This window comes from Pseudomonas sp. NPDC087626 (assembly GCF_044743405.1).
Lineage (GTDB): Bacteria > Pseudomonadota > Gammaproteobacteria > Pseudomonadales > Pseudomonadaceae > Aquipseudomonas.
On sequence record NZ_JBIUWJ010000002.1, the window covers coordinates 259,183 to 285,037 of the forward strand.

Genomic DNA, 25,855 nt, shown 5'->3' on the forward strand with positions numbered 1-25,855 from the left:
TTGTTAGCCTACCGACTACACGGTAGTCTATTAATAGACCTGGACGAACCAGCTCCGAAGTAGAACAGAGTGAGATTGCTTCGCCGCACATAACGCACGTCCAGCAGAAGCAGGAGCGTTAATTAAAATGAACATCGTTGGCTCAACCTTGAACTGCACTCACCCCTTGCGGCGCCGCCGCAGTCATCGAGCCTGCGGTTCTGAGTCAGCGACCGGCTCGGAAAGCGGACTATCCGACACGTGCGGTGCCGTTTGGCACTCTGAAGATTGATTTTTTAGGTCATCACTGGAACACTTAATACCGACCGATCAGTACAATTCAGACATTGGTCGCTGGCAAATTTGTTGATCAGGAGAACAAGAATGAACAATGACTCAACAGACGATAAAAATGAGATACCCACTTCATTGCCCCGTAGGGTCTTCCTAAGCAGAACAAGCACGATTGTAGGAACAGCGGCCCTCGGCGCAGCTTTTGCACCCCTTGTGCGGGCTGTAGAACCCTCACTGACTACTACGGTTGGCGGCAAACCGTTAGAGGTACCTACCTGGACAAAGTCTTTAGGAGGCCCAACCGCTGTGGCCTACGGTAAACCCTCCAAGTTTGAGACTGGTGCGGTACGCAGCTTATATCCAGGGCTAAAGGAGCCCATGTCGGCGTATAGCACCTCTCCTCTACAGGAATTAGACGGAATCATCACGCCCAATGGCCTTTTCTATGAGCGCAATCACGCAGGGGTGCCAGAGATCGATCCTGCGAATCACCAGTTGGTCATCCATGGACTGACGAACGAAGCTCTTCTCTTCACTGTGGATGAGATAAGACAGTTCCCATCTGTTTCACGCATACACTTCATCGAATGCTCGGGAAACCCCTCATTTTTGCCACCATGGGGTAAAACTGCGGCTGAGGTTGCTGGCTTGGTGAGCTGCGCGGAATGGACTGGCGTGCCCTTGAAAACACTGCTGGAGGAAGCAGGACTCAAGCCTGAGGCGAAATGGGTAATTGCTGAGGGGGCGGATGGGGCAGCCATGACACGCAGCATTCCGATCGAGAAATGCCTGGATGACGTAATGGTGGTGTACAGCCAGAACGGTGAAAGGCTACGACCTGAGCAAGGGTACCCCTTGAGATTATTAGTACCAGGTTATGAAGGCAACACGCACATTAAGTGGTTACGGCGCTTACATGTAACCGATGCTCCTGCTTATAGCCGTGAAGAAACGGCTAAATACACCGACCTCATGGCAGATGGGCGCTCAAGGAAATTCTCATTTGTGATGGAGTGCAAGTCGCTCATCACGTCCCCTTCAGGCACTCATAAGCTCACGCGCAAAGGTCTCCATGAAATGCGGGGCATCGCTTGGAGCGGAAACGGAAAAATCACGCGAGTTGATGTATCCATCGACGGCGGGCGTAACTGGTACGAAGCGAAACTCCAAGAACCTGTACTCAACAAATCTTTGACGGCGTTCCGCGCCCCTTTTGAGTGGTCAGGAGCGGAAATGGTCATCATGAGCCGCGCTATTGATGAGACGGGATACGTTCAACCAAGCCTTGAGCAACTGAAGAAAGTGCGAGGAGAGGTCTCTTTCTATCACAACAATGCTACCCAGCCTTGGCGAATCAACTCCAATGGGGAGGTGACAAATGGCCGGTCATAAATTCATAGCCATGAAATTGGGGGTATTAAGTATTTGCGTCGCTGCCAGTGCGGCTGCTGACCAAAAACATGGCTTGGGACATCCCGTGACAGAGGCACAAATCGCAAGTTGGAATATAGACGTTGCCCCCGATGGTAAGAACCTGCCCTCCGGTCAAGGAACTGTCATAGAGGGAGAGAAGATTTATCAAACAACCTGTCTTGCCTGTCATGGCGTCAACCTCGAGGGCGGAATGGGGCCAGCGCTAATGGGCGGGAAAGGCACCCTTACCTCTCAGAAACCGATGAAAACCGTCGGCAGTTATTGGCCCTACGCGACAACATTATTCGACTACGTCAGGCGCGCTATGCCGTTCCAACAACCTCAATCGTTGAGTAATGATCAGGTGTACTCGGTGGTTGGTTATATTTTGAACAAAAACGAGTTGCTGGAAGTGAACGCCACGGTTAATGCAGACACCCTGACAAAGGTCAAAATGCCAAATCGAGACGCATTCTACGTAGATGATAGACCAGACGTGAAAGTAACCGCCTGCTATAAGGATTGTAAGTAAATAAACTGCACTGGCGGGCAAAAAAATACGTCAGTTTCTACACAGTAGAAGCTGACGTAAATTGAAGGGTCACTGTGCTTTTCTTTGCCTGGACATCAGCAGCATGACGATTCCCATATTCGCTATGTTAAGCCCAGATAAAATCAACAAAAATTAACCTCCGGAACTGGCTTCTAGGTGACTTCGCCGGACGGTTAAGATGCACTTAGTAACTGCATTGGATAAAAAATGAATGCGAGATTTATACGCATAAAGCCCTCACCCTCAACACCGAACTTGGTACCTTGGTCAAGCCAAAGCCGCGCTTGCCGCAGCAGGAAGTCTTGCAGTTCGATGGAGCACATCCCGAGCGCACGAAAATCGATCCACGCCAGGTACAGGGCGTCCGAAGGTGTCACTGTCAAGGGGAGATGGAGCTCCTTGACGCGACGGGCAAAGTATTGCTGGTTGCCTCGCACGTAAGCCAGCATTGCGTTCATCCATGGCTCGCCATGGCGATAGGCCGCCTCGCATGCGGCGGTTCCCATTGTATTAGGAACGAACTGTTGCGCTCACTTTGTGCTTGATAAGCTCGGCGCAGTTGATCGTTAGGGATCAGGATGTTGGCGCAGGACAGCCCAGCTATATTGAAGGTCTTGCTGGGTGCCGTACACACGATTGAATTATGAGCAGCTGCATCGTTCAACATCGCAAAGGGGATATGCCGCGCGTCCTCGCTAAAGATCAAATCCTGATGCACTTCATCCGAGATCACCAGAATGTTGTTACGTTCGCAAATCTCTGCCATCGTGAGCAGTTCTTCGCGCGTCCATACGTTTCCTGTCGGGTTGTGCGGGTTGCACAGGATGAATAACTTTGTTCCTGGGCGGATCGCCGCCTCGAACACCGCCGGGTCGAATCGGTAGCGGCCGTCTTCCTCAACCAGCGGTGCATGCAACAAACGTCGACCATTGATTACAACATCCGAGTGGATGTGAAAATAAACTGGGGTTTGCACGAGTACATAGTCGCCCGGCTGCGAGAACGCCTGGATAGCCACGTTGAGTGCCCCAATGACACCCGGCGACTGGGTGATCCACTCCGGTTCCACCCTGAACCCAAAGCGTCGCATCTGCCAGTACACGACGGCTTCGCGGTATGACTCAGGCGTACCACCGTAACCCAACACCCCCATGTCCAGTTCGCGTTGCAAAGCATCGAGAATCGGAGGAGCCACCCGAAAATCCATGTCAGCGACCCACATCGGCAGCGGATCGGCGGCGTACTGCTCCGCAGTTAGGAACTGGCGCCCATGCGACCACTTCATGGAATTGGATGCGCTGCGATCAATATGCTCATTGAAGTTATACACTGCGGGCCCCCGTCAAGGTTCGGGTTTTCAGTGGGGTTCGGCCACTTCGAATCTGCGTGGGTGCGATGAGCAGCAGGCATCCAATCAATCCCAGTACACTGCCAGCCAGCGTATAAAACACTGGGGCAAGCGTCACACCGGTCGACTCGATAAGCCAAGTGACGGTGAACTGTGCAAAACCACCGAACACCATGACGGCTATGTTGTAGCAAATCGCCAGTCCGGAAGATCGCACAGCAGTCGGGAACTGCTCGCCTAACGCTGTCGAGAACGGCCCAAAAAATCCACCAAGGAAGACACTGAGCGTGACATACACGACGAGTAAAGTGGACAGGGTCGGCGTCGCCTGCACCCATGAAAACAAGGGGTAAATGAGCAAAGCATATGGCGCAAGGAACGCCAACATGACCGGCTTGCGGCCGTATCTATCGGACAAAGCCCCCGTTACGGGAACGGCAACGATAAAGGCCAACAGCCCGATTGCCTGTGCCATGAATGCATCATGCAGAGGAATATGAAACTGGCGAACCACGAAGGTCGGCATGTAAATGATGAAGATGTAGGCAGCGGTTGTAGCGCAGGTTGTGAGGGCCAAGGTGGCCAAGATGGCTCTTGGGTGCCGAGCGAAGATGGTGCGCAGACGCGTCTTTTCACCTAGGGCCATTGCTTGCAAAGACTCTTCGGGCTCCTCCAGGTGCCGACGTATCCACCAACCCAAAGGCGCAATCAGTAAGCCGATCACGAAGGGGATGCGCCACATGCCATCGAGCAGTTCTTGTTGTGTGAAGATAGATGTGAGCAGGAAACCGGTCAGTGCGCCGCAGAGATTCGCTAAGCCCTGTCCGAACATCTGCCAAGCGCCGTATATCCCTTTTTTACCTTCAGGCGCCGCCTCGACCAGATAGGCTGTTGCAGACGCGAATTCCCCACCGGTCGCTAGACCCTGGAGCAGCCTGGCAAAGACGATCAGCAGCGGCGCGGCGATACCAATGGTGTTATACGAGGGAGTGAAGACCATCAACAATAACGACACCGTCATCAAGGCAATGATCAACTGCAAGGCGGCTTTTCTACCGCGCCTGTCGGCATAGAGGCCAATCGCAATCCCGCCCAGCGGGCGCATGAGGAAACCCACGCCAAATGTCGCCAGCGTGAGAAGCAGGCCGGTGTATTCCCCGGCGGTCGGGAAGAACACCTGGGAGATGATGACCGCTAGGAAGGCAAAGACACCGAAGTCGTACCATTCGAGGGCGTTACCGATGATGGCTGCGGACAGTTGCACCCAGCGCGGTTTCTCTTGTTTTTGTATGCTATTCATGGGGTTGCCTCTCACGAGTTTAAAGGAGGTCGTTTTCACGCATGTAAAGGCATGCTTAATTCAGCGATGCGCGCGAGCAATGCACTTCCGATTGGTGTGGCTGCATCGTTAAAGTCGTAGTACGCGCTGTGAAGTCCGTGGCAATGTTTGCCGTCGCCGGTGCCCAGATGAATGTAGGCGCCGGGCCGTTCGGCAAGCATGAAAGAGAAATCTTCCCCTCCTAGGCTTGGCACCGGTTGCTGGACAACATGCTCGACCCCTACGACATCGATTGCTGCTTGCCGCGCGAGAAGAGCTTCCGCTTCGGAGTTGATCGTGGCAGGGACGCCTTTTCGATACTCCAGAGTGGCGCTCCCGCCAAAGCTGCGGGCAACCCCCTCGACGATCTCCCGAAGCCGTGACTCGATAGTCTCCTGAACTTCGGCGCGCAATGACCTAACCGTGCCAGAAATGACGACCTCGTCGGGAATGACATTGAACGCCTCAAGACTGCCACCCGATATTCCGCACAGGCTGATGACACCGGTGTCCAGCGGATTGAGATTCCTGCCAACGATGGAGTGAACAGCGCTGATGATTGCACCAGCGATTAGGACGGGGTCTACGGTGTACTGGGGCGCCACGCCGCCATGACCACCTCGTCCCTGAATCTTGATGGTGATGATGTCGGAGGCTGCCATGACGGCGCCGATCGGCACTGCAATGGTGCCCAGCGGGAGGGTTGGCCAGTTGTGCAGTGCATAGACTTGTTCGATGGGAAACCTCTCGAAGAGTCCATCGTTAACCATTTCAAGTCCACCGTTATAGCCTTCCTCGCCCGGTTGGAAGATCAAATAGACAGTGCCGTCGTAGTCACGCGTTTTTTGTAGATAGTCCGCTGCGGCCAGAAGCATGGTGACGTGTCCGTCGTGCCCGCAAGCGTGCATCCTGCCTTCTCTCGTCGACGCGTAGTCGAGTTTGGTGCACTCCCGCACTGGCAGCGCATCCATATCGGCTCGCAAACCAATTGCACGGCCGCTCGACGTTGCGCGACCCGGAATGACGCCGACAATCCCAGTTCTACCGATACCCGTCTGGTACGGAATGGACAAATGATCCAGCGCCGCACAGATGACTTCGACGGTGCGGTGTTCATCAAAACCCAGTTCGGGGTGGGCATGGAGGTCACGCCGAAGCGCCTCGTAGTCGGCAGCTTGGGAGCGAATTTGATCGATGATTTTTTGGGGCATTTCTTGACAGCCTTTACGAATGTTGATGTGGCCGAGTGATTCCAGCGCTGTCATCAAATCGTATTCATCGACTGCCATACCGTATAATGCTATTTACTGATACAGGACATGCCTCAGAGGTATCCCTTGGATTTACGACAACTGCGCTATTTCATTGCTGTTGCAGAGCAGGGAAGCATCAGCGCTGCCGCAATTAAAGTGCACATCGCGCAGCCAGCGCTCACGCGTCAAATCCATGCGCTCGAAGAAGGTCTGGGAACTCCCCTGTTTCATCGAACGACGCGTGGTGTCGTCCTAACCGATGCCGGGGAGATATTGCTGACTGATGCGCGCCGCCTTGTCGACGATGCAGAAGCGGCGAGGGAGCGTGCCAAGCGTGCCGGTCGTGGCGAGATAGGACACCTTTCGGTTGCTCTGCCCGTGGTACAGACGCTGGCGCCTATGACCGCAGAGATGCTTCGTAAGTACAGGGAAGAAGTGCCCGGTGTGTCCATCACATTGCGCCACCTGCTATCGGCCGAGCAAACCGCATTGCTGTCCAGTGGGCGTCTGGATGTTGGCGTTCTTTTGGTCAGGCCTACCGACGATCCCTTATTCAGGGGAATCCATATTTTCTCGGAGAAGATGCTTTTGGCGTATCCGGCAGCGTGGCAATGGGAAAAAGGTCGGCCGCAGTCGCTAAGGGATCTCAACGACCTAGACTTCGTATGGCTCCACCGGAATGAGGCACCGGCCTGGCATGACAAGCTGATTCACTGTTTCTACGATGCAGGCTTTATTCCCAATGCGTCAATTCTGGGAGGGGATGCTGCAGCGATGCTCACACTGGTTTCAGCTGGCATGGGCTGCACGGTATTGCCTGAGTCCGTCAAACGTATCGCACCGACCACAGTCGCGTTCATGGAAATCCCAGATTTAAAAATGACCCAGCATTGGGAGCTTGTCTGGCGGGCTGACAACCGCTCATCGTCTCTTATGCGATTCATCGATGTGGTGACACGTTATTTTGGGGACAGCTCTGAAAGCATCAGTAGTTCAACCGATGGGGTGCTTAACAAACTCTGAAAGTATTCACTTTTCTAAAACAAACACTATATTGCTTACCTCCCGGTGGCGGCCAGAACATAAGCAGAGCGGTAAACGCACCCATAGTCGCTATTGCAAGCCCAAATAAAAGTAACAAAGCTGAGCCTCCGGAATTGGTAGCCATTATCAACCAAACAGCACTCATGATCATTGGAAAAGCTAAGTGCCAGCGACGCTCGTTATTAACGTCGGCCGACTTACACATGAAAATCAAAAATAGCGTAGCGGCCGCGTCAGGAATGGCAGTTATAATGCCAACCATCAACATACCTCCCCAGTTACCGGACTGGACAACAATCGGCAACCAGAATCCAATGGCATATACTCATCCTTGAAAAGAGAAATAGATCAAGCCAAACAGCCAAACAGTCTTGCTTTTTATGACCCCCTTTATGCCATCCGACTTGACTATTGAGTTCTTCAATTCATCTTTAGCCAATTCTAAAAGAAGAATGGTTTCTCATAGGCCGTAGCCACTTAGCGTCCTCAATCCGATCATCAAGTTAAAATACACACCAATTCCCAGGAAAATCGTTGGTATACCTTCGATTAAAAAAGCCAAAGCTAACAAATGTCTTTGAAGAAGTGACCGCAGCTGCCTGGATGACAGGTAATGCAGCGCGGGTGGCCGGTGATCGCGTTGGTGAATTGAAAGACCCCCCCTTCCTTGATGGCAATGCTGCGTATGTCTTCTGAACCTGATGTGCGCCGAGGTATAGCTTTTGCGTTGTCTTTTGCCGGAGCGCTGGGGCGCCAGCTGAATCATGGTATTGCAGATCATTGCGAGGACTGATCCCAACCAAGGTGAAAAGAGTTGGTTGAAATTCAAACTTGCATGATCGATGCAAGAAACTCAGAACAGCCTAGCCAGTAAACCGCTACTCATGTACTGAAAGCAATCGCCGCCGCTTACAACTGCGGCGACTGCCTTAGCGCCCCTTCTAAAATAACTATTATCCTATTTGCTTGTCAGCATCTCAAACAGTAATAGGATTAAGTTTCTTTACCTCTGTATTTCGGCCCTTCAATAAAGAAGCAGGTATCCCCTTGAGTAACACTACAGCCCCTAAAATTAACACTCCGGCGAATATGTAGAGCCCATAATCAATAGATCCCGTAGACGTTTTGATCCAGCCGATAAGAGCGGGACTGGTAAAACCTCCGAGCAGCCCTATTGAATTGATAGCAGCGATGCCTCCCGCTGCTGCAGAACCGGACATATAAGACGTAGGAATTGTCCAGAAAACCGGCATCGTTGTAAGAATACAGGTCGCTGCCAGCGTTAGAGCAAGCATTGAAACTATTAAGCTCTCACCGAATAAACCAGTAACCAGAAGGCCGATGCATCCACCGAGCATACAAAGCGCGACATGCCAGCGTCGTTCCTGCTTCTTATCAGAGTGCTTACTAATTAAAATCATGCCACAGACACCTACTAAATAAGGGATAGCTGTTAGCATTCCAATTTCTACAGAGTCGGATACACCATGCTCGCGTATTAAAGTAGGAAGCCAGAAGCTAATAACATATAGACTGGCTGATATTGAAAAATAAACAGCTCCCAAGATATATAGACGGGGATCGCTCAAGGCCTGCTTGAAGTGATGCGTCTTTTGACCATCGGCAGAATTCTCTTCCTCTAAGGCATGAATGACGGCGTATTTCTCTTGCTCTGAAAGCCATTTAGCTTCACTAGGACGGTTTGCGAGTGCAAAATAGACAGCCAGACCTAGTAGTACCGTTGGAATGGCCTCTACCACAAACATCCATTGCCAACCTTTCCAGCCATAAACGCCATCCATATTTGACAACAACCAGCCGGAAATTGGCCCGCCGATGATCCCCGCTACAGCGATCGCTGACATAAACATCGCGATAATCCGTCCGCGCATAGCTGCCGGGTACCAAAAAGTCAAATAGAGTACGATTCCTGGAAAGAAACCAGCCTCAAATGCACCGAGTAGAAACCTGGCAATGTAGAACTGCATCGGGGCTTGAATGAATGCAAAACTACCTGATATCAGCCCCCAAACAATCATGATACGCATCAGAGTCAATCGTGCACCGACCTTCTCTAATACTAGATTACTCGGAACCTCGAATAGAAAGTAGCCAACAAAAAACATTCCTGCACCAAGCCCATATACCGCTTCGGAAAACCCGAGATCTTGCTTGATATGCAATGCTGCAAAGCCAATATTTACCCGATCCAAATAAGCAAAAACATAGCATATGAAAAGAAACGGAATTAATCTCAGTGTGATTTTCTTGTAGATTCTTCGCTTCTCATATTCATTTTCACGAATATTCAGAGTTTGGCAGTCTTTAAAATCGCCCTTATCCATTACCTTTCTCCTGCGCAGGATCAGTTAGAAGAAAGGAAGAGCCTTCACTCAATGCAGCAAAAACTTTATTTAACGCATTAACTTGAGAGGTTGTCATTTTTATTCTCCCGTCGATTAAAGAATCGGGAGGGACTCCCCCCCCGCTCCTCAAGTTAAATATAGAAATTTACAAACCTAAGTAACCCTTAAATACACGTGGCGGGTGATTTTTCATTTTCTCCTCAATCGGATCGCATCCCCAACCGGGCGTATCAGGGACGACAATCGAACCATTTTTTATTTCAGGAACATAGGTAAATAGATCTTTATCCCAAGCTAGCCGGTCAATATCATGTTCCATGATACGAAGGTTTGGCACTGCGGCGGCAAAATGGATGTTCATCATTGTTGCTTGGTGACTGTAGAAATTGTGAGGTGCCACGTTCACATCAAAGGCGTCTGCAACATTAGCAATCTTCATAGACTGCCAAACTCCGTTCCAGACAGCATCGATGATCGCAACGTCCACGGACTGACTCTGAAGATAAGGCAGATACTGGCGAACTCCGAAAAGAGTTTCACATGCTGCGATCGGTGAGTGGCTACGTTCTCGAATATATGCAAGTGCTTGTGGATTGTAGCTATCAAGCTCTATCCAGAGAAAATCATAGTCACGCAGCTCTTGAATGATCTTAACAAAACCCTCAGTTTTGAAGTTGAAATTCAAATCAACCATCAGTTCAGTATCGGGGCCTGCGCCTTCTTTCAGAGCATCCAGATGAGCGCGCACACTTCTTACAAGTTTCTTGTCCACATTTAGTGAGGGATCGTAGGGCGCCGCGAAACCAGGCATCCATTGGCGCATACCTGCTTCGTCATTCAAAAAAAGGTTCGTTTTCACAGCAGGAACACCGAGCTCACGCGCATCCTGCCCAGCCCGTTTCACGCCTTCTAGATCAGTAATCACCGGACTGTAGAATTTCGGATGGTTGATTCGCCATGTAGCACAGTGTGACCAGTAAACCGGGATGGTGTCCCGGTGCTTGCCGCCAAGGATTTCGTGGCAAGGAACACCTAGCGCTTTCCCCTTGATGTCCAGCAAGGCATTTTCGATCGCGCCTAATGCCTCTGCACTTAGGCCGTGCGGTGCTGGTCGCAGGGTGGCAGCTATCGGCCCAATAACTGATTCGTGACCATTCACTGGCTTACCGATTAGGCGCGGTGCAATTTTCTCAATCACGGCTGTCAGCCCGGAAGGCCCGAAAGCCTCATCGTACTCGGCCCAGCCAACGATGCCATTGTCAGTCACGATCTTCAGGTAGTGGTAATTCCGCCATCCTGCATCGCATGCGATCGTTTCAACATGCTCAATACGCATTTTTCTCTCCACTCTGTTAATTGTCTTTGATTAATTGTTAACAATCGACAATGGCGAATCTATCCCCATTGCTCCAACCGGTCAACAGCCAATCGTCAGCGGTTCGCTGCCTACCCTTCTGGAGTTCCTCTGTCTGATTGTTAACTGTTGACAGTGGATTTTTACCGCTTCAGTATGTGGGCATGACCCAGAAAAACCTCCTATCTATAGCGGGCGAGAATATCGACCGCCGCAGCCTAGACCGTAAGGCTGCGGACTGCATCCGCGACGCGATCATATCCGGCCAGCTTGCCCTAGGCTCTCGACTCACTGAGATTGGGCTTGCAGCTCAAGTCGGGCTGTCGAGATCAACTGTTCGGGCAGCATTGCAGCGCCTATCAGGCGAAGGGCTTGTGGTGCAGCACGCCTATACAGGCTGGGAGGTTTTTTCCCTCTCATCGGATGATGCAAGAGAGCTGTACACGTTACGCAGTTGCCTGGAGGGACTAGCGGCTCGACTAGCTGCGGAGAACATTGATAGCGAAGGCAAGAAAGCGCTAACCGCAGCGTTGAAGACGCTTAAGCTTGCCACGCAACGGAATGATTGGAGGGCAATTGCTGAGGCAGATCTGGCTGTACACAAGACTATTGTCAGCATCGCAAATCACAGAAGGCTCTTACAGCAGTACGCTCTGATCATCGATACCGTACTTCTCTACATCCTCAGTACCAATCGTATGGTCGGAAGCGCTGCGTCGATCTACCCGGAACATAAAGCGCTCGTAGATGCCATTATCAGTGGCGACGCGGCACTCTCGGAGCAGCTGGCTTCAGAGCATGTGACAGTTCACGGACAACGTCTCACAGAATCCCTACGAGACACAGGCCATTGATAGCTCGCGCCATTTCCCGCCCACTGAATGGTAATTGGCGGGCCTGTACCTGATTTGCAAGTGAACTTGAATCTAGCGCTTGGCACGAGCCAAGACGCTTTGGTCATCAGGATCGCAGCTTTTTTTCACTGCGCGATGGGGTCGGGCTCCGGCGGAATGTCATGCGGGCGTCTTATCGGCAACGCCCTTCGGCTTATTGCTACTGATACTTCAAACCAGGAAGCAGCATCTGGCAGAAAAAATCTGATATCGCTTCTGGCGTACGCGGGCCACCAGGCTTTATCCAAAGGTAGCTGTAGTGGTGGATACCAAGGATCCCTTTTACAGCTAAAGAATCCGCAGTACCGAATACACCTTCCTGAACGCCAGACTTCAATATCGCTGACCATATCTGCTCATATCGGCGATGAAGGTCAAGCAACTCCATTTGGCGCTCACCAGTAACCGAATGAACTTCACGGAAGCATACGGTCATTTCAGCCAGGTGATTGACAATCGCTTGCATGACTATCGAAGAGAAGCGCCTAAATTTCTCCTCTGCTGGGAGGTCAGTTTCGCTCAACGGAACACCTGCCGCGATCAACACCCTTAGGTAGCGGCTCGTGATTTCGAACAGTAGCTCTTCTTTACTCCCTATATGATGGTACAGCGCGCCTCGACCTAAACCAGTCGCTTTTTCAAGCTCAGCCATTCCAGTCGCATGGTAGCCACGAGTAGAAAACAGCTCGGCCGCTATTCGCAGAATGCGCTCTTTCGTGCCACTTTCGACGACGGATGATTTTTCAGCAATTTTAGCCTCTGCCATGCAAATTTCCTTCTGCTAACAATTTCCTCGTCAGAGCCTGGCCTGCCGAGATCTGTCAAACGAGTCTTCCCGGCCGACTGATGAAATTCAGCACGATCAGCCTCTCGACCGGTCGGTACAATTGTTATACCACAGGCAGGGTGCCTTGAGATCACTCAGCGTCAACGATGAAAAATCCTGTAACGCCGAGGGACAATTGCAGAAGATTTTGCACAACTGTAGAAACACCCCTTCTTGCAGCCTTTGGTGCCCGTCGTCCTGAAAGGCGCACATTGAGGTCTATTCGGCTCAATGCACGCCATTCTCTAATGATCAATGTGACATATAAGACCAGATCAAAACTGATGAGATGTAAATAGCTCCCACCCACAACATAATCACCACTGTGTAGCCCATGATATCCTTAAGTTTCAAGCGAGACATGGCGAGAGCAGGCAATATCCAGAAGGGTTGGATTAAATCGTTCCATGCATTACCCAACATAACCGACATGGCTGTTTGAGCTTGCGAGGTGCTCAGTTCCCGAGCAGCCTCGACCATGAATGGCCCTTGGATCGCCCAGTGCCCACCCGCTGAAGGTGCGAAGAAATTAATGATAAATGAGCTTATAACCCCCCAAAAAGGTAAGCTCTGGGTTGTAGAAATGCTTATGAATGCTGCAGAAATGGTATCGACTAATCCTGACGCGTGCATCATTGCAATGATTCCCGCATAAAACGGAAATTGCAAAATAATCCCAGATACAGTTTTCACCCCTTCATTCAGCTTACTCATATACTCTGCGGGAGTCCTGAGAAGCAATACCCCAAGGAACAAAAGTAAAAAATTGATTTTATTTAAATCAAAACTTCCGCCCTTGTACACAAACATGACCAAATAGGCGATGCCGAGAGCACCAATTACATAGCTTAGAATTTTGCTATTATTCAATCGTGTTGCAAAGGTATTTTCCGCAAGAAGGTGATGAGTTTCAGATTTGTGGGTTTTATCCTCAAAACATGCCGGGTCAATCTCTACGATATCATCGGGGTTTTTCGGATGTAACCAAGCGTTTAGGATAGGCATGGTAATTAGAACAATCAATGCAGTGAGCATCATTGGTAGCGAAAAAATTGTTTCGCTCAAGCTTATAACACCCATCTGCTCCTGCAGTTGATGCCCTTTTGTTGAAATTAGAACCGGGATAGTCGCGGAAAACCCAAATCCATACAACGTAAATCCACTATAGGCTGCCGCGATTATGAGAGGATAATGTACTCCTTTAATACTCATTGCCAACTTTCGTGCTACAAGTCCTCCGATTACAAGTCCAAAACCCCAGTTGAGGTAGCATCCAACGCCGCCCACAACCGTTGCAACCACCACCGCAGCGCGAGGTGACTTAATACGGCTGACCAGTTTATCTAGCATTCGATCTACAAATGGAGCCGTAGCAACTACGTATCCCATTACAAGAATTACTGCCATTTGAGTCGTGAATGCCAAAAGACTCCAGAACCCCTCCCCCCAACTTTCTAAAATATGGATCGGCGCCAGGCCTTCAACCACATAAGAAAGTAGCATTGTTAATAGGGTGAGACCGATTGCAAAGACAAATGGGTCTGGAAGGAAACGACGCATAAGCTCGGTGAAAAATGAAACAATACTATTTAGCATGGAGGCACCTTTTTATTGTTGTGAGCTGGGTAGTCCAAAAAGCTAATAATTTATCTGCAACACTACAACTACTAAAACGAAGTATCGCAAAAACTAAATCCGTTGCAGCCTCCTACATCAACGAAAAAAACTCTCACGCTCGCAACTATGAATTGCGCGTCAATATCGCGAGCGCGAGAACTTTAACTAACCAATTGTCAAATTCAATAGCTACTCAACTGGTGTTAGCGAAGCAGTGTAAGTCACAGCCTTACCTTCAAGGCAGACCTCTCCGTGTTGATTCTTGACAACTGTTTCTAAAGTGCAGATGGGTTTATCCTCACGGAGCTCTAGAACTTTCACGCACGCTGTGATCGTGTCGCCGACATAGGTAGCCTTGATAAACTTCCATTCAACGCTCAAAAACACCGTACCTGGCCCAGGAAGCTCCTCCGCCACTACCGCATTCAACATCCCGCTGGTAACACCACCTTGCACAATAAGTCCGCCGAAGCGCGAGGCCTCTGCGGCCTTCTTATCGGTATGAAGTGGGTTGCGGTCGCCTGTCATAGCGCTAAAGAGCTCAATATCAGCGAGTGTTACATTTTTGCTTCTCTCTGCTGTGGAGCCTACCGACGGCATACCGAATCGGGTATCAACCCAGCCATTAGGTTGTTTTTTGTTGTTCTCGCTCATTCTTTAAATCCTCTCAATGATGACTGCAAAACCTTGTCCACCACCACCACACATTGATGCAACCCCATAACGGGCGTTGCGCCTTTGCAACTCTTTGGCTAATGTCAGTAACAACCGAAAACCTGTTCCACCCAACGGGTGACCGATTGCGATGGCACCGCCATTAACATTGGTTATATCTAAGGGAATTTTTAGATGTGTACAGGTTGCCGCGACTACTGCGGCAAACGCTTCATTAATCTCAAACAGGTCGATGTCTGAAACTTTCAGCCCCGCTTTTTTTAGAGCAAGCTCTATGGCATAAGCTGGCTTGAGATGGAGGGATGTATCCGGGCCTGCCACCTCGGCAAAGGAGATTATTTTTGCCAGTGGTGCTCTACCAATTTCCTTGGCGAATGCCAAAGACGTCACTGCTCCAATTGATGCACCATCGGACATTTGCGATGCATTGCCGGCTGTGATCGTGCCAAATTCGTTGAATGCTGGTAACAGTTTAGAAACTTTATCCAGGCTGCTCTCACCTCTTACGCCTTCATCGCTGCTAAACGCCTCATTTTTCAACTGTACAGAGATGACTTCAGTACCAAACAATCCCTGTTGATAGGCCTGCGCAGCTAGCTGATGTGAACGTACAGCAATTTCGTCCTGCGCTTCCCTCGATACTCGTAACTCCCGATTAGCACGCTCTGAGATCTCTCCCACACCTTCATTGGAAATAGAACACCACAAGCCATCGCGTATCATGACATCGATCATTTCCAGGGAGCCTGGTCTGACAATCCCAGTGCGCATAAGAGCAGCATGCGGGGCGCGACTCATCGAATCTCCGCCTCCGACGATGTAGGCACGCCCTTCCCCGAGATGGATTCGTCTCGTCGCATCCGCAACCGTGGACAATCCAGCGAGGCACACGCTGTTAAAAGTTGCAGCCGGTATGGTCAGCGGCAGGCCAGCATCGCTTGCAGCGAGCCTTGCAGGGTTTTGCCCTTGAGTGGCTTGGAGTACTTGTCCAAGTAGGACGCCATCGGATTGCATTAACTCAGGCACTTTCGCAAGCAGTGCTTTAATCACAATCGCGTTTAGGTCTCGCGCGCTATAGCCGGAAAGGGCTCCTTTATATTTACCAAATGGAGTTCTCAGGCCATCCAAAAGCACAGGGGTTGTATGATCACTCATGGTTATACTCCAGACCCAAACGGGTTAGATAAGTAGAACTTTGGGTAGGTGTAATTTCCTTCTTTTACCCAAGCCACTTCAACTGCCGAACCGATTTTTAGCTCACTCTGAATGAACTCTCCCACTAGATTCGTCAACAATCGCGGGCCCTCGTCCAAATCAACAAGAGCAACCGTATAAGGCACCTCCGATTGGAAGGCCTTATGCCCAGGTCTGCGCACAATCGTGAATGACGCAAGAACACCTTTCCCGCGTGAACTAATCCATTCAAGACTATTCTCCCAACATACAGGGCAGCGATTTCTGGGGTAGAAAACCGAAGTACCACATGCTTGGCACTTCTGAATTACCAGTTCCTGCTGTCGCGCTCGCTCCCAAAAATACTGAGAAATTGAAGTGGGAATCGGTTCAGGCTTATTTATGGATTTTAAGACAGTACTCATGAATGATCTCCACGCCTCAAAATGAGAGCTGTTGCTTCGCTCATGGTTGCCCCATTTCCAGTAACCAGAGCCCATTCGGCGTTCTTCACTTGTCTTCCATCCACGTCTTGCCGCAACTGCCTTACAGCTTCAACGATATGCGACATGCCTCCCGCTAGATCCGCTTGACCACACGACAACTGTCCGCCGTGAGTATTAAGTGGAAAATTCCCTTCCCATGTGAGGTCGTTTTCGGCCAACCATGATCCTCCATGCCCTTTCTTACAGAACCCGGCATCTTCAGCGGTAATCGCCAACATGATGCTGTAGCAGTCATAGAACGAGAGGACATCTATCTGTTTCGGGCCGACTCCCGCTTGGCTATACGCTTGCTCTATCGCGCTCTTCAACGGGCTCATTGTGAGGTCTGGTGCAAATGCAATAGCACGATGCGTTACTTTTTCTCCGGCTCCCGCGAGAAAGACTGGGGGATGAGTCATCTCGCGAGCTCGAGCCGCACTGGTTACGATAAAGGCCGCACCACCACCACAAGGCATGACCACCTCAAGAAGATGCAAGGGATCAGCCACCAGCGGAGACGCGAGTACCTCTTCCACAGTCAATGGCACACCATGAAAAATGGCCTGGGGATTCAGCTGTGCATTGTGCCGCTGATCTACCACTGCCTTAGCTAATTGACGTGAGGTGGTTCCGAATTGCTGCATATGTCGCTGTGCAATCAACGCGTAGGCAACGTTTGCTCCAGAAGCCCCATAAGGCACGTCCATTTCACGAATCGGGTTTCGATTTGGAGAGCGCAATGCGGTCTCCAAGGTATTCGCAAGAACGCAGAGCACCGTATGACACATACCGGATGCAATGGCAGCGGCAGCTCGCCACACCATGCCCGCAGCGGATGCGCCGCCAAGATCCACCACACCGGCCATAGCAGGCTTCAAACCCAAATACTCAGCGACTGTCGCTGGAATATGTTGGGGGGTCTCTCCTACTTGAGGCCCAACGAGAAGACCATCAATGTCCTGTGGGCGCAGTCCAGCGTCTCGTACAGCGAGTGCGGCAACGTCGAAAATCATTCCGAGCGTGGTCAACCCCTCCGTCCGTCTTACAGGCTTCAACTCCGCGATCCCCACAATGGCAGCGTCCCACCCTCTCACGGCGCCACTCCCGACATTTGTGGCGCTCGCTCGTTAACTGCAACCAGGAATGCGCTTAAACAATCAGGGTTCATCAAAGAACCTTTGTTCTTCACCTCACAACCCGTGATGAACTGAAGCACTGCCTTTTCAACCTTCTTACCGCTCAAGGTATAAGGAACCTCAGGTACCGAAAAAATCCGGCGGGGCACGTGCCGAGGAGATGCGCTGAGCTTAAGAGTCCTAGCAATGATCCGTTCTAAATCTTCGTCTAATTCAATGCCCTGCTTCGTTACGACGAACAGCCAAATCTCCATATCGTCATCGACTGGATAGCCGATCACTAGCGAATCTTCGATGGCCGAAATGGTGTCGATAACACGGTAAATCTCACCTGTCCCAATACGCACGCCGCCTGGTTTGAGCGTCGTATCCGTCCGACCAGAAATAATCAGCCCGCCCGTCTCGGTGATTTCCGCAAGATCGCCATGCGTCCAGATTTCGCTCCGATCAGCGAAGTATGTGTCCAAGTATCGTTGCCGACCGTTCTCTCCTAGAAACTCGAGAGGCATAGACGGAAATGGCTCAGTGCAGACCAAGTCACCCTTACGCCCCCAAACAGGAGCGTTTCGCTCATCAAGCACGTTCACTGCCATGCCGAGTGCCATTACCTGAATCTCCCCTGCTCGCACAGGCAGCGTGGGGTTACTGATACCAAAGCAACCGAGAATCTCAGTACCACCAGAAATCGAAGCAAGGCATAGATCATCCTTAACTTCCCGATACACCCATTCCGAGTTTTCGGCGGTCAACGGTGCACCAGATGAAACGATCATCCGAAGTGACTTCAGATCATGCTTCTGACGAGGCTTATAGCTATCTTGCTGCAGGAGAGTTAGGTATTTGGGGCTAATCCCAAAATGGGTTGCACCCACTTTTTCAGCAACACGCCACAAAGCTCCGTGATCGAGTTGCCCATCCACTTTGGGGATAGGGGAGCCATCGTAGAGAACAATAGTGGCGCCACTCGCACGAGCGGTAATGAGCCAGTGGTACATCATCCAGGCGGTGTTCGTGTAATAAAGCATGCAATCACCTGGTTTGATATCGCAGTGCAACATGTGCTCCTTGCGCAGGTTTAGCAGTGTGCCTCCTGTGCGGTGCACGATGCACTTCGGCAAACCTGTAGTACCCGATGTAAACACGATGTAGAGCGGGTGATTGAAAGGAACACGATCGTAACTTGGCTCAGAGGCGTCGTTGTTGCAGATATCGGCAAAACGATGGACTGGAAATGGCGCATCCACCACCTCGGCATCACCGATCACAATGATCTGCTGAAGGCCCGGGAGGCAGCGCGCAATGTCTGCGGACTTACCGGCGATATCGTGGCGCCGGCCGTTGTAAAGATAGTCACTGGCTACTACAAACAGCTTCGGCGAAATCTGGCCGAAGCGGTCGATCACTCCAGCGTACCCAAACTCTGGAGAACACGATGACCAGACCGCGCCTAGAGATGTTACAGCCAGTAGCATTACCAAAGCGTTCAGATCGTTTGGTAGCATTCCCGCAACGCGATCGCCACTCTCCAACCCTAGGTTTTTGAGACCCAATTGGGCTCGTGCAACACGTATCCGCAGCTCACCTAAGGTCACCTTGTTGGTGATACCACCCTCATTGGCCTCGATTACAGCGAGAGTTTCCGCCCCTCCTACCAGCATGTTTTCCGCAAAATTGAGACGACGCGCTGGGAAAAACTCTGCGTCCGTCATTGGCGCAGAGATACTTGGGGTCAGTGCTGGGCCACCACCCTCCCCGACCATGCCGCTGAAATTCCAAAATGCTTCCCAGAAGTCTCCAGGCTTGGAAATCGAATGACGATGAAGCCGTTCGTAAGGTAGCGGTTCCATCCCTATCGACCGCGCAAATCTTGTGATCTGCGCGTTCTCAATGGTTTCTGCAGTGGGACGCCAAAGTACAGCCGGTTGGGTTGCGGTCTGATTCATTCTTATTTTCCTCGACAGTCAACGAACAACAGCTGAAGCCCTGAGTAGAGGCTTCACTCCCAGCCGAGCCAGCCGGGTGCAAAAAATTTATAGCCCTCCTGTACCGATCGGTCAATACTACCTGTACCGATCGGTCGGTTTTTTTTGATCAAGAGCGATCGAACAAAGCCCATAGCTAGGGATCCTGGATTCCGAGCGGCACCAAGCATGGCCCTCAGGAATCGATACGATGAAAGCAAGAGGATAATATTTCTGTTGCACACCTACCAACCGAATGGTAGCGTTTTATTTAATACAACATATCCATATTAATGAGATGCCATTTAAATCTAATACAAACAAACATAACGCTCAGATTAAAAATGCTTGCTAAACCTGAAGCGCTACACCCAGATAATTTTGGAGAACTGCAAGTGAGACAGAGCACACTAGAAGTATCGGCCGCCAATAAGGCCAAAACCGTAGTTTCTCTCACTGCTGTAGCAATGCTTGCATTTGCAGCCAACTCGGTATTGTGCCGACTTGCACTGCGTCACACAGAAATCGATCCTACTTCTTTCACATTAATTCGTCTTTTGAGCGGAGCCATCGTTCTTTGGGGGCTTCTAGTAATCAAAGGCACTCCACGCACATCCTCCGGAACATGGCTTGGGGCATTTAGTCTATTCGTATACGCATTTGCTTTCTCTTACGCATATGTGAACTTAGAAACTGGCACAGGTGCTCTTTTACTTTTCGGCGCAGTGCAGTTAACAATGTTTCTTTACGGTTATTGCAAAGGGGAAAGGATGCAAGGGTTAGCGCTTGTTGGGCTATTGCTTGCTCTAGGTGGCCTTGTAGCATTGTTACTACCTGGCGCGAGCGCACCACCGCTTGCTAGTGCTGGGATTATGCTTTTATCTGGTATCGCGTGGGCCGGATATTCCTTAATCGGCAAGCAATCAAAAGATCCACTCGCTGCAACGGCTGGTAATTTCCTACGAGCCATTCCAATAATGCTTCTGGCATCGATCCCTTTCATTGATAAGTTTTCAGTGGATGCTTATGGGGTACTTTGCGCCATTGCATCGGGGACGATTGCTTCTGGTGTTGGCTATGCGATTTGGTACGCAGCGATTCGCTCGTTGTCCTCTTTTCGAGCAGCCACTGTCCAACTGAGTGTCCCTGTCTTGGCGTCCATTGCAGGAATATTAATTTTGGGTGAACACCTCACTCTACGCCTAGCACTTACTTCCCTGGCAGTATTAGGCGGAATTGGCTTGGTACTCAGCGATAAACGCTCAGCAACCGGCCGGCAGCCTACCTGAACACTTTAAATCAAAAAATTTACATATGAGGTGAAATTGATGCGTGCTGTTTTTCTTGACTATAGCTCCGTCGACCTCGGAGACCTTGATTCGACATCATTACGCGCTGCGTTTACCGAACTGCAGCTTTATGAGTTTACTGAACCGGCTACGACCACCGAACGTCTCGAAGGCGCGGAAGTGGCTATCAGCGTAAAAGTCGCGATCGACGAAACGGTGATGATTGCTAATCCTCAGTTGAAGCTAATACTCGCTGGTTCAACTGGTACCAACCACATCGATTTAAACGCGGCGCGAGCTCGCGGGATCACTGTTTGTAATTGCCAAGGTTACGGTACACCCTCAGTAGCCCAACACACGATGATGCTCCTGCTTGCGTTGGCCACCAATCTGCCTCGGTATCACTCGGCAGTTACCGCTGGAAAATGGCAGGAAGCCCGTCAATTCTGCATGCTTGACTTCCCAATTATTGAACTGGAGGGAAAAACTCTGGGCTTAATCGGCTACGGCGAACTAGGCAAAGCCGTGGCTCGCCTTGCAGAAGCTTTTGGAATGACCGTTCTGATTGGTCAACTACCCACTCGGCCAGAACAATCTGACCGCCATCCGTTAGCTGAGTTGCTTCCGCGTATTGATGCTCTCACATTACACTGCCCGCTCAACGAGCAAACCCGCAACCTAATTGGCGCAACAGAGTTAGCGCTAATGAAACCTGGTGCGTTCGTTGTGAATACTGGCCGTGGCGGACTCATTGATGAGCAAGCCCTTGCCGACGCTTTACGACGAGGTCATCTTGGCGGTGCAGCTACTGACGTTCTCACAGTCGAACCCCCAACAGCTGAACATCCTTTGCTGGCTGATATACCGCGCTTGATTTTGACACCTCACTGCGCGTGGGGAAGCAAGGAAGCAAGACAACGAATTCTCTCTCAGCTAGGTGAGAACGCTGACTCGTTCTCGAAAGGAGAGATGCTGCGTGTAGTAGACTGAAAGAGCACGATCCAATGAATTTGGCCCTAATGGATCGCTCTCATGATCGCATCTACCTGGCTACAGCCCTCCTAGAAAAAGGCCCTTATCAGACTGTGTGAAAACCTAGCAATCTGCGGAGCTCCAAGAAAATGCTCCGTATCGAAAGATACGGAGCATTTTTCGTTATGGCCTACATCCAAGGTGAGTCCCGCCGCCAGACCAGCCTTCCCGGTCTCGTTGGAAGAGTTGATCCCCGAGGATCACCTCGTTCGCGTCATTGACCTGTACGTTGCCAAGCTAGATCTGGTGTGTTGCCGCTGACCGAAAACTGACCCAGTAAAGGCTGTTCTGCCGACTGAAAACTGACCCAGGTGTTCAACTGCTTCTGCTCACTTTCCGAGCAGGAGAACACAGGGTGTGAATCAGCATGGAAATGTTGGGAAAAATCCGGCGGATGTACTTCCGCGACAAGCTCTCGCTGCACCAGATAGCCAAGCGTACCGGGCTGTCGAGAAACACCATCCGAAAATGGGTCAGAGCGCCCGAAGCTACTCAGCCGGCGTACCAGCGGTGCGCAACCTTCAGCAAACTCAGCCCTTTCCGCGAGACGCTGGAACAGGCGCTGAAAGCCGATTCGTTCCGGGCAAAGCACAATCGCAGAAGCGCCAAAGCACTTTTCCAGCAGATCAAGGCCGAGGGTTATGACGGCGGCTACAGCCAGCTCACGGCGTTTGCACGCTCGTGGCGAGGTGAACAAGGCAAGTCTTTACGCGCTTTTGTACCGCTGACGTTTGCGCTCGGTGAAGCTTTTCAATTGGACTGGAGCGAAGAAGGGCTGCTGATCGGAGGCCTGTTTCGACGCATCCAGGTCTCCCACATGAAGCTGTGCGCCAGTCGCGCATGCTGGTTGGTTGCGTACCCTAGCCAGGGTCACGAGATGCTATTCGATGCCCATACACGCTCGTTCGGAGCGTTAGGTGGCGTGCCGCGTCGCGGAATCTACGACAACATGAAAACGGCTGTCTACAAGGTCAATAAAGGCAAGGGCCGCACGGTCAATGCCCGGTTTTCCGTGATGTGTGCGCACTACCTGTTCGATCCGGATTTCTGCAACGTAGCCTCTGGCTGGGAAAAGGGCATTGTCGAGAAGAACGTTCAAGACAGTCGACGACGCATTTGGCTTGACACTCAAAACTGCATGTTCCACACCTTCGAGGAACTGAATGCCTGGCTCGGCCAACGCTGTCGTGCGCTCTGGATCGAGCTGCTGCATCCGCAGTACAACGGACTTACGGTGGCGGAAGTTTTGGAGCTGAAGCAGGTCGAAATGATGCCGATGCCGACGGCCTTTGATGGCTACGTCGAGCGCACCGTACGGGTCTCCAGCACCTGCCTGATCAGCGTGGCGCGAAATCGCTATTCGATGCCTTGTGAACGAGGCGGCCAGTGGGTCAGCAGCCGTCTTTACCCATCCCGGATCGTGGTCATCGCCGATGACGCAATGATTGCCAGCCACGAGCACCTCTTTGATCGAGATCAGGTCAGTTTTGACTGGCAGCATTACATCCCACTCATCGAACGCAAGCCGGGTGCACTGCGCAATGGCGCACCGTTTGCCGATCTGCCCAATCCGTTGCGGCTTCTCAAACGGGGCCTGAGACGTCACAGCAACGGTGATCGAATCATGACGCAGGTGCTCGCTGCCGTGCCCATCGCCCTCTTGACCCGGTGCTGGTAGCGGTAGAACTGGTGCTTGAGTCGGGAAGTCTGAGCGCCGATCACATCTTAAATGTTCTCGCCCGACTCACCGCTACTGCACCACACATTCCACACTTCTCGGGCCGATGGATATCTATCTGACGGGCTACGCTTACTCTGTCAGCCAGCAATCCACACCCGCATGCCTCTGCGGCTACCCAAAAGTCTCATTACATTCAATTGATTTTTCGGGCACTGAATCCCCCCAGGCAGCCATTGCTTCCAAAACACTTCGTAATTCATTGCCCAAAGGTGTGAGCTCGTAGGTCGCGGTAGGGACGGCAGTTACCTGCCGCCCCCCGCACAGATCCGTACGTGCGGAACTACCGCATACGGCTCCTGCCTCGGGTATGTGACGCGAAGCGATCCTCAGGGTAAGGATGTGCATTTCTGGGTCTAGGTATGTAGAAGTCAGCAAGGCGTCCATAGCGTGACCATTGAAGCCGATTACGCTGGCTACGACGTTTGAGGGCTTGCCGCCATAGACGGCAGACCGCCGAACGAAAACCACCCAGACGTATCAGGTTTCCCGGCACCACGTGGTAATTGAAGTAACCGCTCACCACCCGAGTGAGCCATCGCCCTTGAACCCGGATGGGTTCATGACGTCGACGTTTCAGCTCATCCCGAATGGCCAGCAGTGTCGCACGCATTCGCTTCTTGACCATCAGTCGCAGTATTTGAAAGCCACCGTTTCTGTTGGTACTACAACAGTGTGTGAAGCCCAGGAAGTCAAAGGCCTGCGGTTTACCAAAATCTCGCTTCCTACGATTTCTCGCAGCAAAACGACCGAACTCAATCAGTCGTGTTTTCGAGGCGTTGAGCGATAAACCGAACTTGGCCAGCTTACGCAGCCAAGGGCGAACGATAGTCATGCGGTCGACATGTGCATTCGCGACAAGCCTCAACAAACCCGCGCCAAGACTGATTCCTCCAGCGCCTTCAGTACGAATCATTCCCTGCTCTTCGAGCGCGCCTACGATGCGTTGCACCGTTGAGCGAGGCTCTTCAATTAAGCGTTCCGATAATTGCTTCGCTGGCGGGCGTACTGATTCTGAGCGAGCCGATATCGCTGCACCTATTGATGACATCAGGGGCCGTACTGGGTGGTGTCGCGCTAGCATTGTTGCCGAGCTCTTGGGCTAGAGGTCGCTAATCGCCAGGTGAATGGCTCTTTGATCCGCTCAGCCTGTACAGCTATTAAACGATTTTATAGATAAGTAACAGCGGTATTTTGCGCTTTTCTAGAATGTGAAAGGGATTAATCTCGACCGTATCGACTCAAGCCGATAGAGAATAAAAAATCATGTCCTGTGTTCTAATCATCGAAAGCAGCGCCCGCCAACAGAAATCAGTATCTCGTCAACTGACCCAACAATTTATCAACCAGTGGCAAACTGCCCATCCAACAGATCAGATCATCATTCGTGACGTGGCCCTCAATCCTATATCCCACATGGACGCAAACTTGATCGGTGGCTGGATGAAGCCTGCCGAACAGCGCAGCGAAAAAGAGCAGGTCTGCTTGGAACGATCCAACGAACTGACCAACGAACTCATGGCCGCCGACGTGTTAGTTATAGCCTCACCGATGTATAACTTCACTATCCCCAGCACGCTTAAAGCTTGGCTAGACCATGTGATCCGGGCTGGCGTGACGTTTAAATACACTCCCGAACGCCCTCAAGGTTTATTAATCGGCAAGCGCGCCTTCGTCCTAACTGCCCGAGGCGGAATTCATGCTGATGACAGTTCGGATCACCAAGAGCCGTACCTACGTCAGATCCTGTTGTTTCTTGGAATACACGACATCACCTTTATCCATGCCGAAGGGCTCAACCTCGGCAGTATTTTCCGTGAAAAAGGTATCAGGCACGCCACGACATTGCTGGCACGAATTGTTTGAGCCTTTACGTCCGGAATCCAACTCCAGTTGGTCTGCGCGTGGAAGCTTACTGAAATACCGACTCGTCGCGAAACATTTGCTGTGAAATGAACGCCGACGGCGCGCCCATGCGATGGAGCGCTTTGAGTCTGTGGACTTCAGCCGTTCGTGAGGCCCGCAAGTACATCCGCTTTTTTCGTGAAATCTGCAACCAGGTCGACCATGGCAGTCTTTACATACGCTGGTGGTCGATTCTCGATGGT

The 25,855-nt window shown here is 51.3% G+C and carries 22 protein-coding genes and 1 pseudogene; 9 read left to right on the top strand and 14 right to left on the bottom strand.

What is annotated here, in order from left to right:
* Positions 1 to 363: 363 nt before the first annotated feature.
* Together soxC and ACIOVD_RS03010 are read left to right on the top strand one after the other, a co-directional pair.
* A complete protein-coding gene (gene soxC / locus ACIOVD_RS03005; RefSeq protein ID WP_401126048.1) occupies positions 364 to 1,665 on the top strand; it encodes a sulfite dehydrogenase in 1,302 nt (433 codons plus the stop codon).
* Positions 1,652 to 2,218 carry a c-type cytochrome gene (locus tag ACIOVD_RS03010; RefSeq protein ID WP_150758327.1) on the top strand — a complete coding sequence of 189 codons (567 nt, stop codon included), beginning with the start codon at positions 1,652 to 1,654 and terminating at the stop codon, positions 2,216 to 2,218. The genes soxC and ACIOVD_RS03010 overlap by 14 nt, the downstream gene beginning before the upstream one ends.
* 194 nt (positions 2,219 to 2,412) lie before the next feature.
* Here ACIOVD_RS03010 and ACIOVD_RS03015 read toward each other — a convergent pair whose 3' ends face one another.
* The 4 genes from ACIOVD_RS03015 to ACIOVD_RS03030 are packed head-to-tail and all read right to left on the bottom strand — an operon-like array spanning position 2,413 to position 6,194.
* Entirely contained in the window at positions 2,413 to 2,688 is a 276-nt protein-coding gene (locus ACIOVD_RS03015; RefSeq protein ID WP_401126050.1) for a hypothetical protein, read from the bottom strand.
* Positions 2,689 to 2,693: 5 nt separating this feature from the next.
* A complete protein-coding gene (locus ACIOVD_RS03020) occupies positions 2,694 to 3,569 on the bottom strand; it encodes a MalY/PatB family protein (protein WP_401126052.1) in 876 nt (291 codons plus the stop codon).
* Positions 3,562 to 4,887: an MFS transporter gene (locus ACIOVD_RS03025; protein WP_150763584.1), complete on the bottom strand. Its 1,326-nt coding sequence runs from the start codon at positions 4,885 to 4,887 to the stop codon at positions 3,562 to 3,564. The genes ACIOVD_RS03020 and ACIOVD_RS03025 overlap by 8 nt, the downstream gene beginning before the upstream one ends.
* 35 nt (positions 4,888 to 4,922) lie before the next feature.
* A complete protein-coding gene (locus ACIOVD_RS03030; protein WP_202982081.1) occupies positions 4,923 to 6,194 on the bottom strand; it encodes a M20 aminoacylase family protein in 1,272 nt (423 codons plus the stop codon).
* A gap of 48 nt (positions 6,195 to 6,242) precedes the next feature.
* Here ACIOVD_RS03030 and ACIOVD_RS03035 point away from each other — a divergent pair, with 48 nt between their 5' ends.
* Positions 6,243 to 7,181: a LysR family transcriptional regulator gene (locus ACIOVD_RS03035; protein ID WP_401126055.1), complete on the top strand. Its 939-nt coding sequence runs from the start codon at positions 6,243 to 6,245 to the stop codon at positions 7,179 to 7,181.
* Positions 7,182 to 7,872: 691 nt separating this feature from the next.
* On the top strand, positions 7,873 to 7,995 hold the full coding sequence (locus tag ACIOVD_RS03040; protein WP_401126178.1) for a DUF1641 domain-containing protein: 123 nt from the start codon (positions 7,873 to 7,875) through the stop codon (positions 7,993 to 7,995).
* A gap of 184 nt (positions 7,996 to 8,179) precedes the next feature.
* Here ACIOVD_RS03040 and ACIOVD_RS03045 read toward each other — a convergent pair whose 3' ends face one another.
* Both ACIOVD_RS03045 and ACIOVD_RS03050 read right to left on the bottom strand, forming a co-directional pair.
* On the bottom strand, positions 8,180 to 9,547 hold the full coding sequence (locus ACIOVD_RS03045) for an MFS transporter (protein ID WP_401126057.1): 1,368 nt from the start codon (positions 9,545 to 9,547) through the stop codon (positions 8,180 to 8,182).
* Positions 9,548 to 9,713: 166 nt separating this feature from the next.
* Complete coding sequence (locus tag ACIOVD_RS03050) at positions 9,714 to 10,904, bottom strand: mandelate racemase/muconate lactonizing enzyme family protein (protein ID WP_150758334.1); 1,191 nt, start codon at positions 10,902 to 10,904, stop codon at positions 9,714 to 9,716.
* Between the two features lie 182 nt (positions 10,905 to 11,086).
* On the opposite strand from ACIOVD_RS03050, the gene ACIOVD_RS03055 reads away from it, so the two are divergent.
* Complete coding sequence (locus tag ACIOVD_RS03055; RefSeq protein WP_150758335.1) at positions 11,087 to 11,776, top strand: GntR family transcriptional regulator; 690 nt, start codon at positions 11,087 to 11,089, stop codon at positions 11,774 to 11,776.
* Positions 11,777 to 11,975: 199 nt separating this feature from the next.
* Here the strand turns inward: ACIOVD_RS03055 and ACIOVD_RS03060 are convergent, their stop codons facing one another.
* The 7 genes from ACIOVD_RS03060 to ACIOVD_RS03090 all read right to left on the bottom strand — a co-directional run bounded on the left by ACIOVD_RS03060 (position 11,976) and on the right by ACIOVD_RS03090 (position 19,670).
* A complete protein-coding gene (locus ACIOVD_RS03060; protein ID WP_150758336.1) occupies positions 11,976 to 12,581 on the bottom strand; it encodes a TetR/AcrR family transcriptional regulator in 606 nt (201 codons plus the stop codon).
* 312 nt (positions 12,582 to 12,893) lie between these two features.
* Complete coding sequence (locus tag ACIOVD_RS03065; RefSeq protein ID WP_159994940.1) at positions 12,894 to 14,237, bottom strand: short-chain fatty acid transporter; 1,344 nt, start codon at positions 14,235 to 14,237, stop codon at positions 12,894 to 12,896.
* A 210-nt stretch (positions 14,238 to 14,447) separates the two neighbouring features.
* A complete protein-coding gene (locus tag ACIOVD_RS03070; RefSeq protein ID WP_401126059.1) occupies positions 14,448 to 14,912 on the bottom strand; it encodes a MaoC family dehydratase in 465 nt (154 codons plus the stop codon).
* Between the two features lie 3 nt (positions 14,913 to 14,915).
* Positions 14,916 to 16,088 carry an acetyl-CoA C-acyltransferase gene (locus ACIOVD_RS03075; RefSeq protein ID WP_401126061.1) on the bottom strand — a complete coding sequence of 391 codons (1,173 nt, stop codon included), beginning with the start codon at positions 16,086 to 16,088 and terminating at the stop codon, positions 14,916 to 14,918.
* A 2-nt stretch (positions 16,089 to 16,090) separates the two neighbouring features.
* Positions 16,091 to 16,606: a Zn-ribbon domain-containing OB-fold protein gene (locus ACIOVD_RS03080; RefSeq protein ID WP_401126063.1), complete on the bottom strand. Its 516-nt coding sequence runs from the start codon at positions 16,604 to 16,606 to the stop codon at positions 16,091 to 16,093.
* A complete protein-coding gene (locus ACIOVD_RS03085; protein WP_237683053.1) occupies positions 16,528 to 17,619 on the bottom strand; it encodes a thiolase family protein in 1,092 nt (363 codons plus the stop codon). The genes ACIOVD_RS03080 and ACIOVD_RS03085 overlap by 79 nt, the downstream gene beginning before the upstream one ends.
* Before the next feature lie 62 nt (positions 17,620 to 17,681).
* Positions 17,682 to 19,670, bottom strand: coding sequence for an acetoacetate--CoA ligase (locus ACIOVD_RS03090; RefSeq protein WP_401126064.1), 1,989 nt, complete (start codon positions 19,668 to 19,670; stop codon positions 17,682 to 17,684).
* Between the two features lie 413 nt (positions 19,671 to 20,083).
* Here ACIOVD_RS03090 and ACIOVD_RS03095 point away from each other — a divergent pair, with 413 nt between their 5' ends.
* The 3 genes and pseudogenes from ACIOVD_RS03095 to istA form a co-directional block, all read left to right on the top strand.
* A complete protein-coding gene (locus ACIOVD_RS03095; protein ID WP_401126180.1) occupies positions 20,084 to 20,977 on the top strand; it encodes a DMT family transporter in 894 nt (297 codons plus the stop codon).
* Between the two features lie 39 nt (positions 20,978 to 21,016).
* Positions 21,017 to 21,967: a 2-hydroxyacid dehydrogenase gene (locus tag ACIOVD_RS03100; protein WP_401126066.1), complete on the top strand. Its 951-nt coding sequence runs from the start codon at positions 21,017 to 21,019 to the stop codon at positions 21,965 to 21,967.
* A gap of 409 nt (positions 21,968 to 22,376) precedes the next feature.
* Positions 22,377 to 23,770: pseudogene (gene istA, locus ACIOVD_RS03105) on the top strand (IS21 family transposase); the annotation flags it as partial.
* 260 nt (positions 23,771 to 24,030) lie between these two features.
* Here istA and ACIOVD_RS03110 read toward each other — a convergent pair.
* A complete protein-coding gene (locus ACIOVD_RS03110; protein WP_401126068.1) occupies positions 24,031 to 24,663 on the bottom strand; it encodes an RNA-directed DNA polymerase in 633 nt (210 codons plus the stop codon).
* A 350-nt stretch (positions 24,664 to 25,013) separates the two neighbouring features.
* Between ACIOVD_RS03110 and ACIOVD_RS03115 the strand changes: the two genes are divergently transcribed.
* Positions 25,014 to 25,613: an FMN-dependent NADH-azoreductase gene (locus ACIOVD_RS03115; protein ID WP_401126070.1), complete on the top strand. Its 600-nt coding sequence runs from the start codon at positions 25,014 to 25,016 to the stop codon at positions 25,611 to 25,613.
* Positions 25,614 to 25,855: the final 242 nt, after the last annotated feature.

What these genes read in the sequence shown, in the direction of transcription:
- soxC (WP_401126048.1), top strand. Translation starts at nt 364, where the DNA reads ATGAACAATGACTCAACAGACGATAAAAATGAGATACCCACTTCATTG.
- ACIOVD_RS03010 (WP_150758327.1), top strand. Translation starts at nt 1,652, where the DNA reads ATGGCCGGTCATAAATTCATAGCCATGAAATTGGGGGTATTAAGTATT.
- ACIOVD_RS03015 (WP_401126050.1), bottom strand. Translation starts at nt 2,688, where the DNA reads ATGCTGGCTTACGTGCGAGGCAACCAGCAATACTTTGCCCGTCGCGTC.
- ACIOVD_RS03025 (WP_150763584.1), bottom strand. Translation starts at nt 4,887, where the DNA reads ATGAATAGCATACAAAAACAAGAGAAACCGCGCTGGGTGCAACTGTCC.
- ACIOVD_RS03030 (WP_202982081.1), bottom strand. Translation starts at nt 6,194, where the DNA reads ATGGCAGTCGATGAATACGATTTGATGACAGCGCTGGAATCACTCGGC.
- ACIOVD_RS03040 (WP_401126178.1), top strand. Translation starts at nt 7,873, where the DNA reads ATGGCAATGCTGCGTATGTCTTCTGAACCTGATGTGCGCCGAGGTATA.
- ACIOVD_RS03045 (WP_401126057.1), bottom strand. Translation starts at nt 9,547, where the DNA reads ATGGATAAGGGCGATTTTAAAGACTGCCAAACTCTGAATATTCGTGAA.
- ACIOVD_RS03050 (WP_150758334.1), bottom strand. Translation starts at nt 10,904, where the DNA reads ATGCGTATTGAGCATGTTGAAACGATCGCATGCGATGCAGGATGGCGG.
- ACIOVD_RS03055 (WP_150758335.1), top strand. Translation starts at nt 11,087, where the DNA reads ATGACCCAGAAAAACCTCCTATCTATAGCGGGCGAGAATATCGACCGC.
- ACIOVD_RS03060 (WP_150758336.1), bottom strand. Translation starts at nt 12,581, where the DNA reads ATGGCAGAGGCTAAAATTGCTGAAAAATCATCCGTCGTCGAAAGTGGC.
- ACIOVD_RS03065 (WP_159994940.1), bottom strand. Translation starts at nt 14,237, where the DNA reads ATGCTAAATAGTATTGTTTCATTTTTCACCGAGCTTATGCGTCGTTTC.
- ACIOVD_RS03070 (WP_401126059.1), bottom strand. Translation starts at nt 14,912, where the DNA reads ATGAGCGAGAACAACAAAAAACAACCTAATGGCTGGGTTGATACCCGA.
- ACIOVD_RS03075 (WP_401126061.1), bottom strand. Translation starts at nt 16,088, where the DNA reads ATGAGTGATCATACAACCCCTGTGCTTTTGGATGGCCTGAGAACTCCA.
- ACIOVD_RS03080 (WP_401126063.1), bottom strand. Translation starts at nt 16,606, where the DNA reads ATGGGCTCTGGTTACTGGAAATGGGGCAACCATGAGCGAAGCAACAGC.
- ACIOVD_RS03090 (WP_401126064.1), bottom strand. Translation starts at nt 19,670, where the DNA reads ATGAATCAGACCGCAACCCAACCGGCTGTACTTTGGCGTCCCACTGCA.
- ACIOVD_RS03100 (WP_401126066.1), top strand. Translation starts at nt 21,017, where the DNA reads ATGCGTGCTGTTTTTCTTGACTATAGCTCCGTCGACCTCGGAGACCTT.
- ACIOVD_RS03110 (WP_401126068.1), bottom strand. Translation starts at nt 24,663, where the DNA reads ATGATTCGTACTGAAGGCGCTGGAGGAATCAGTCTTGGCGCGGGTTTG.
- ACIOVD_RS03115 (WP_401126070.1), top strand. Translation starts at nt 25,014, where the DNA reads ATGTCCTGTGTTCTAATCATCGAAAGCAGCGCCCGCCAACAGAAATCA.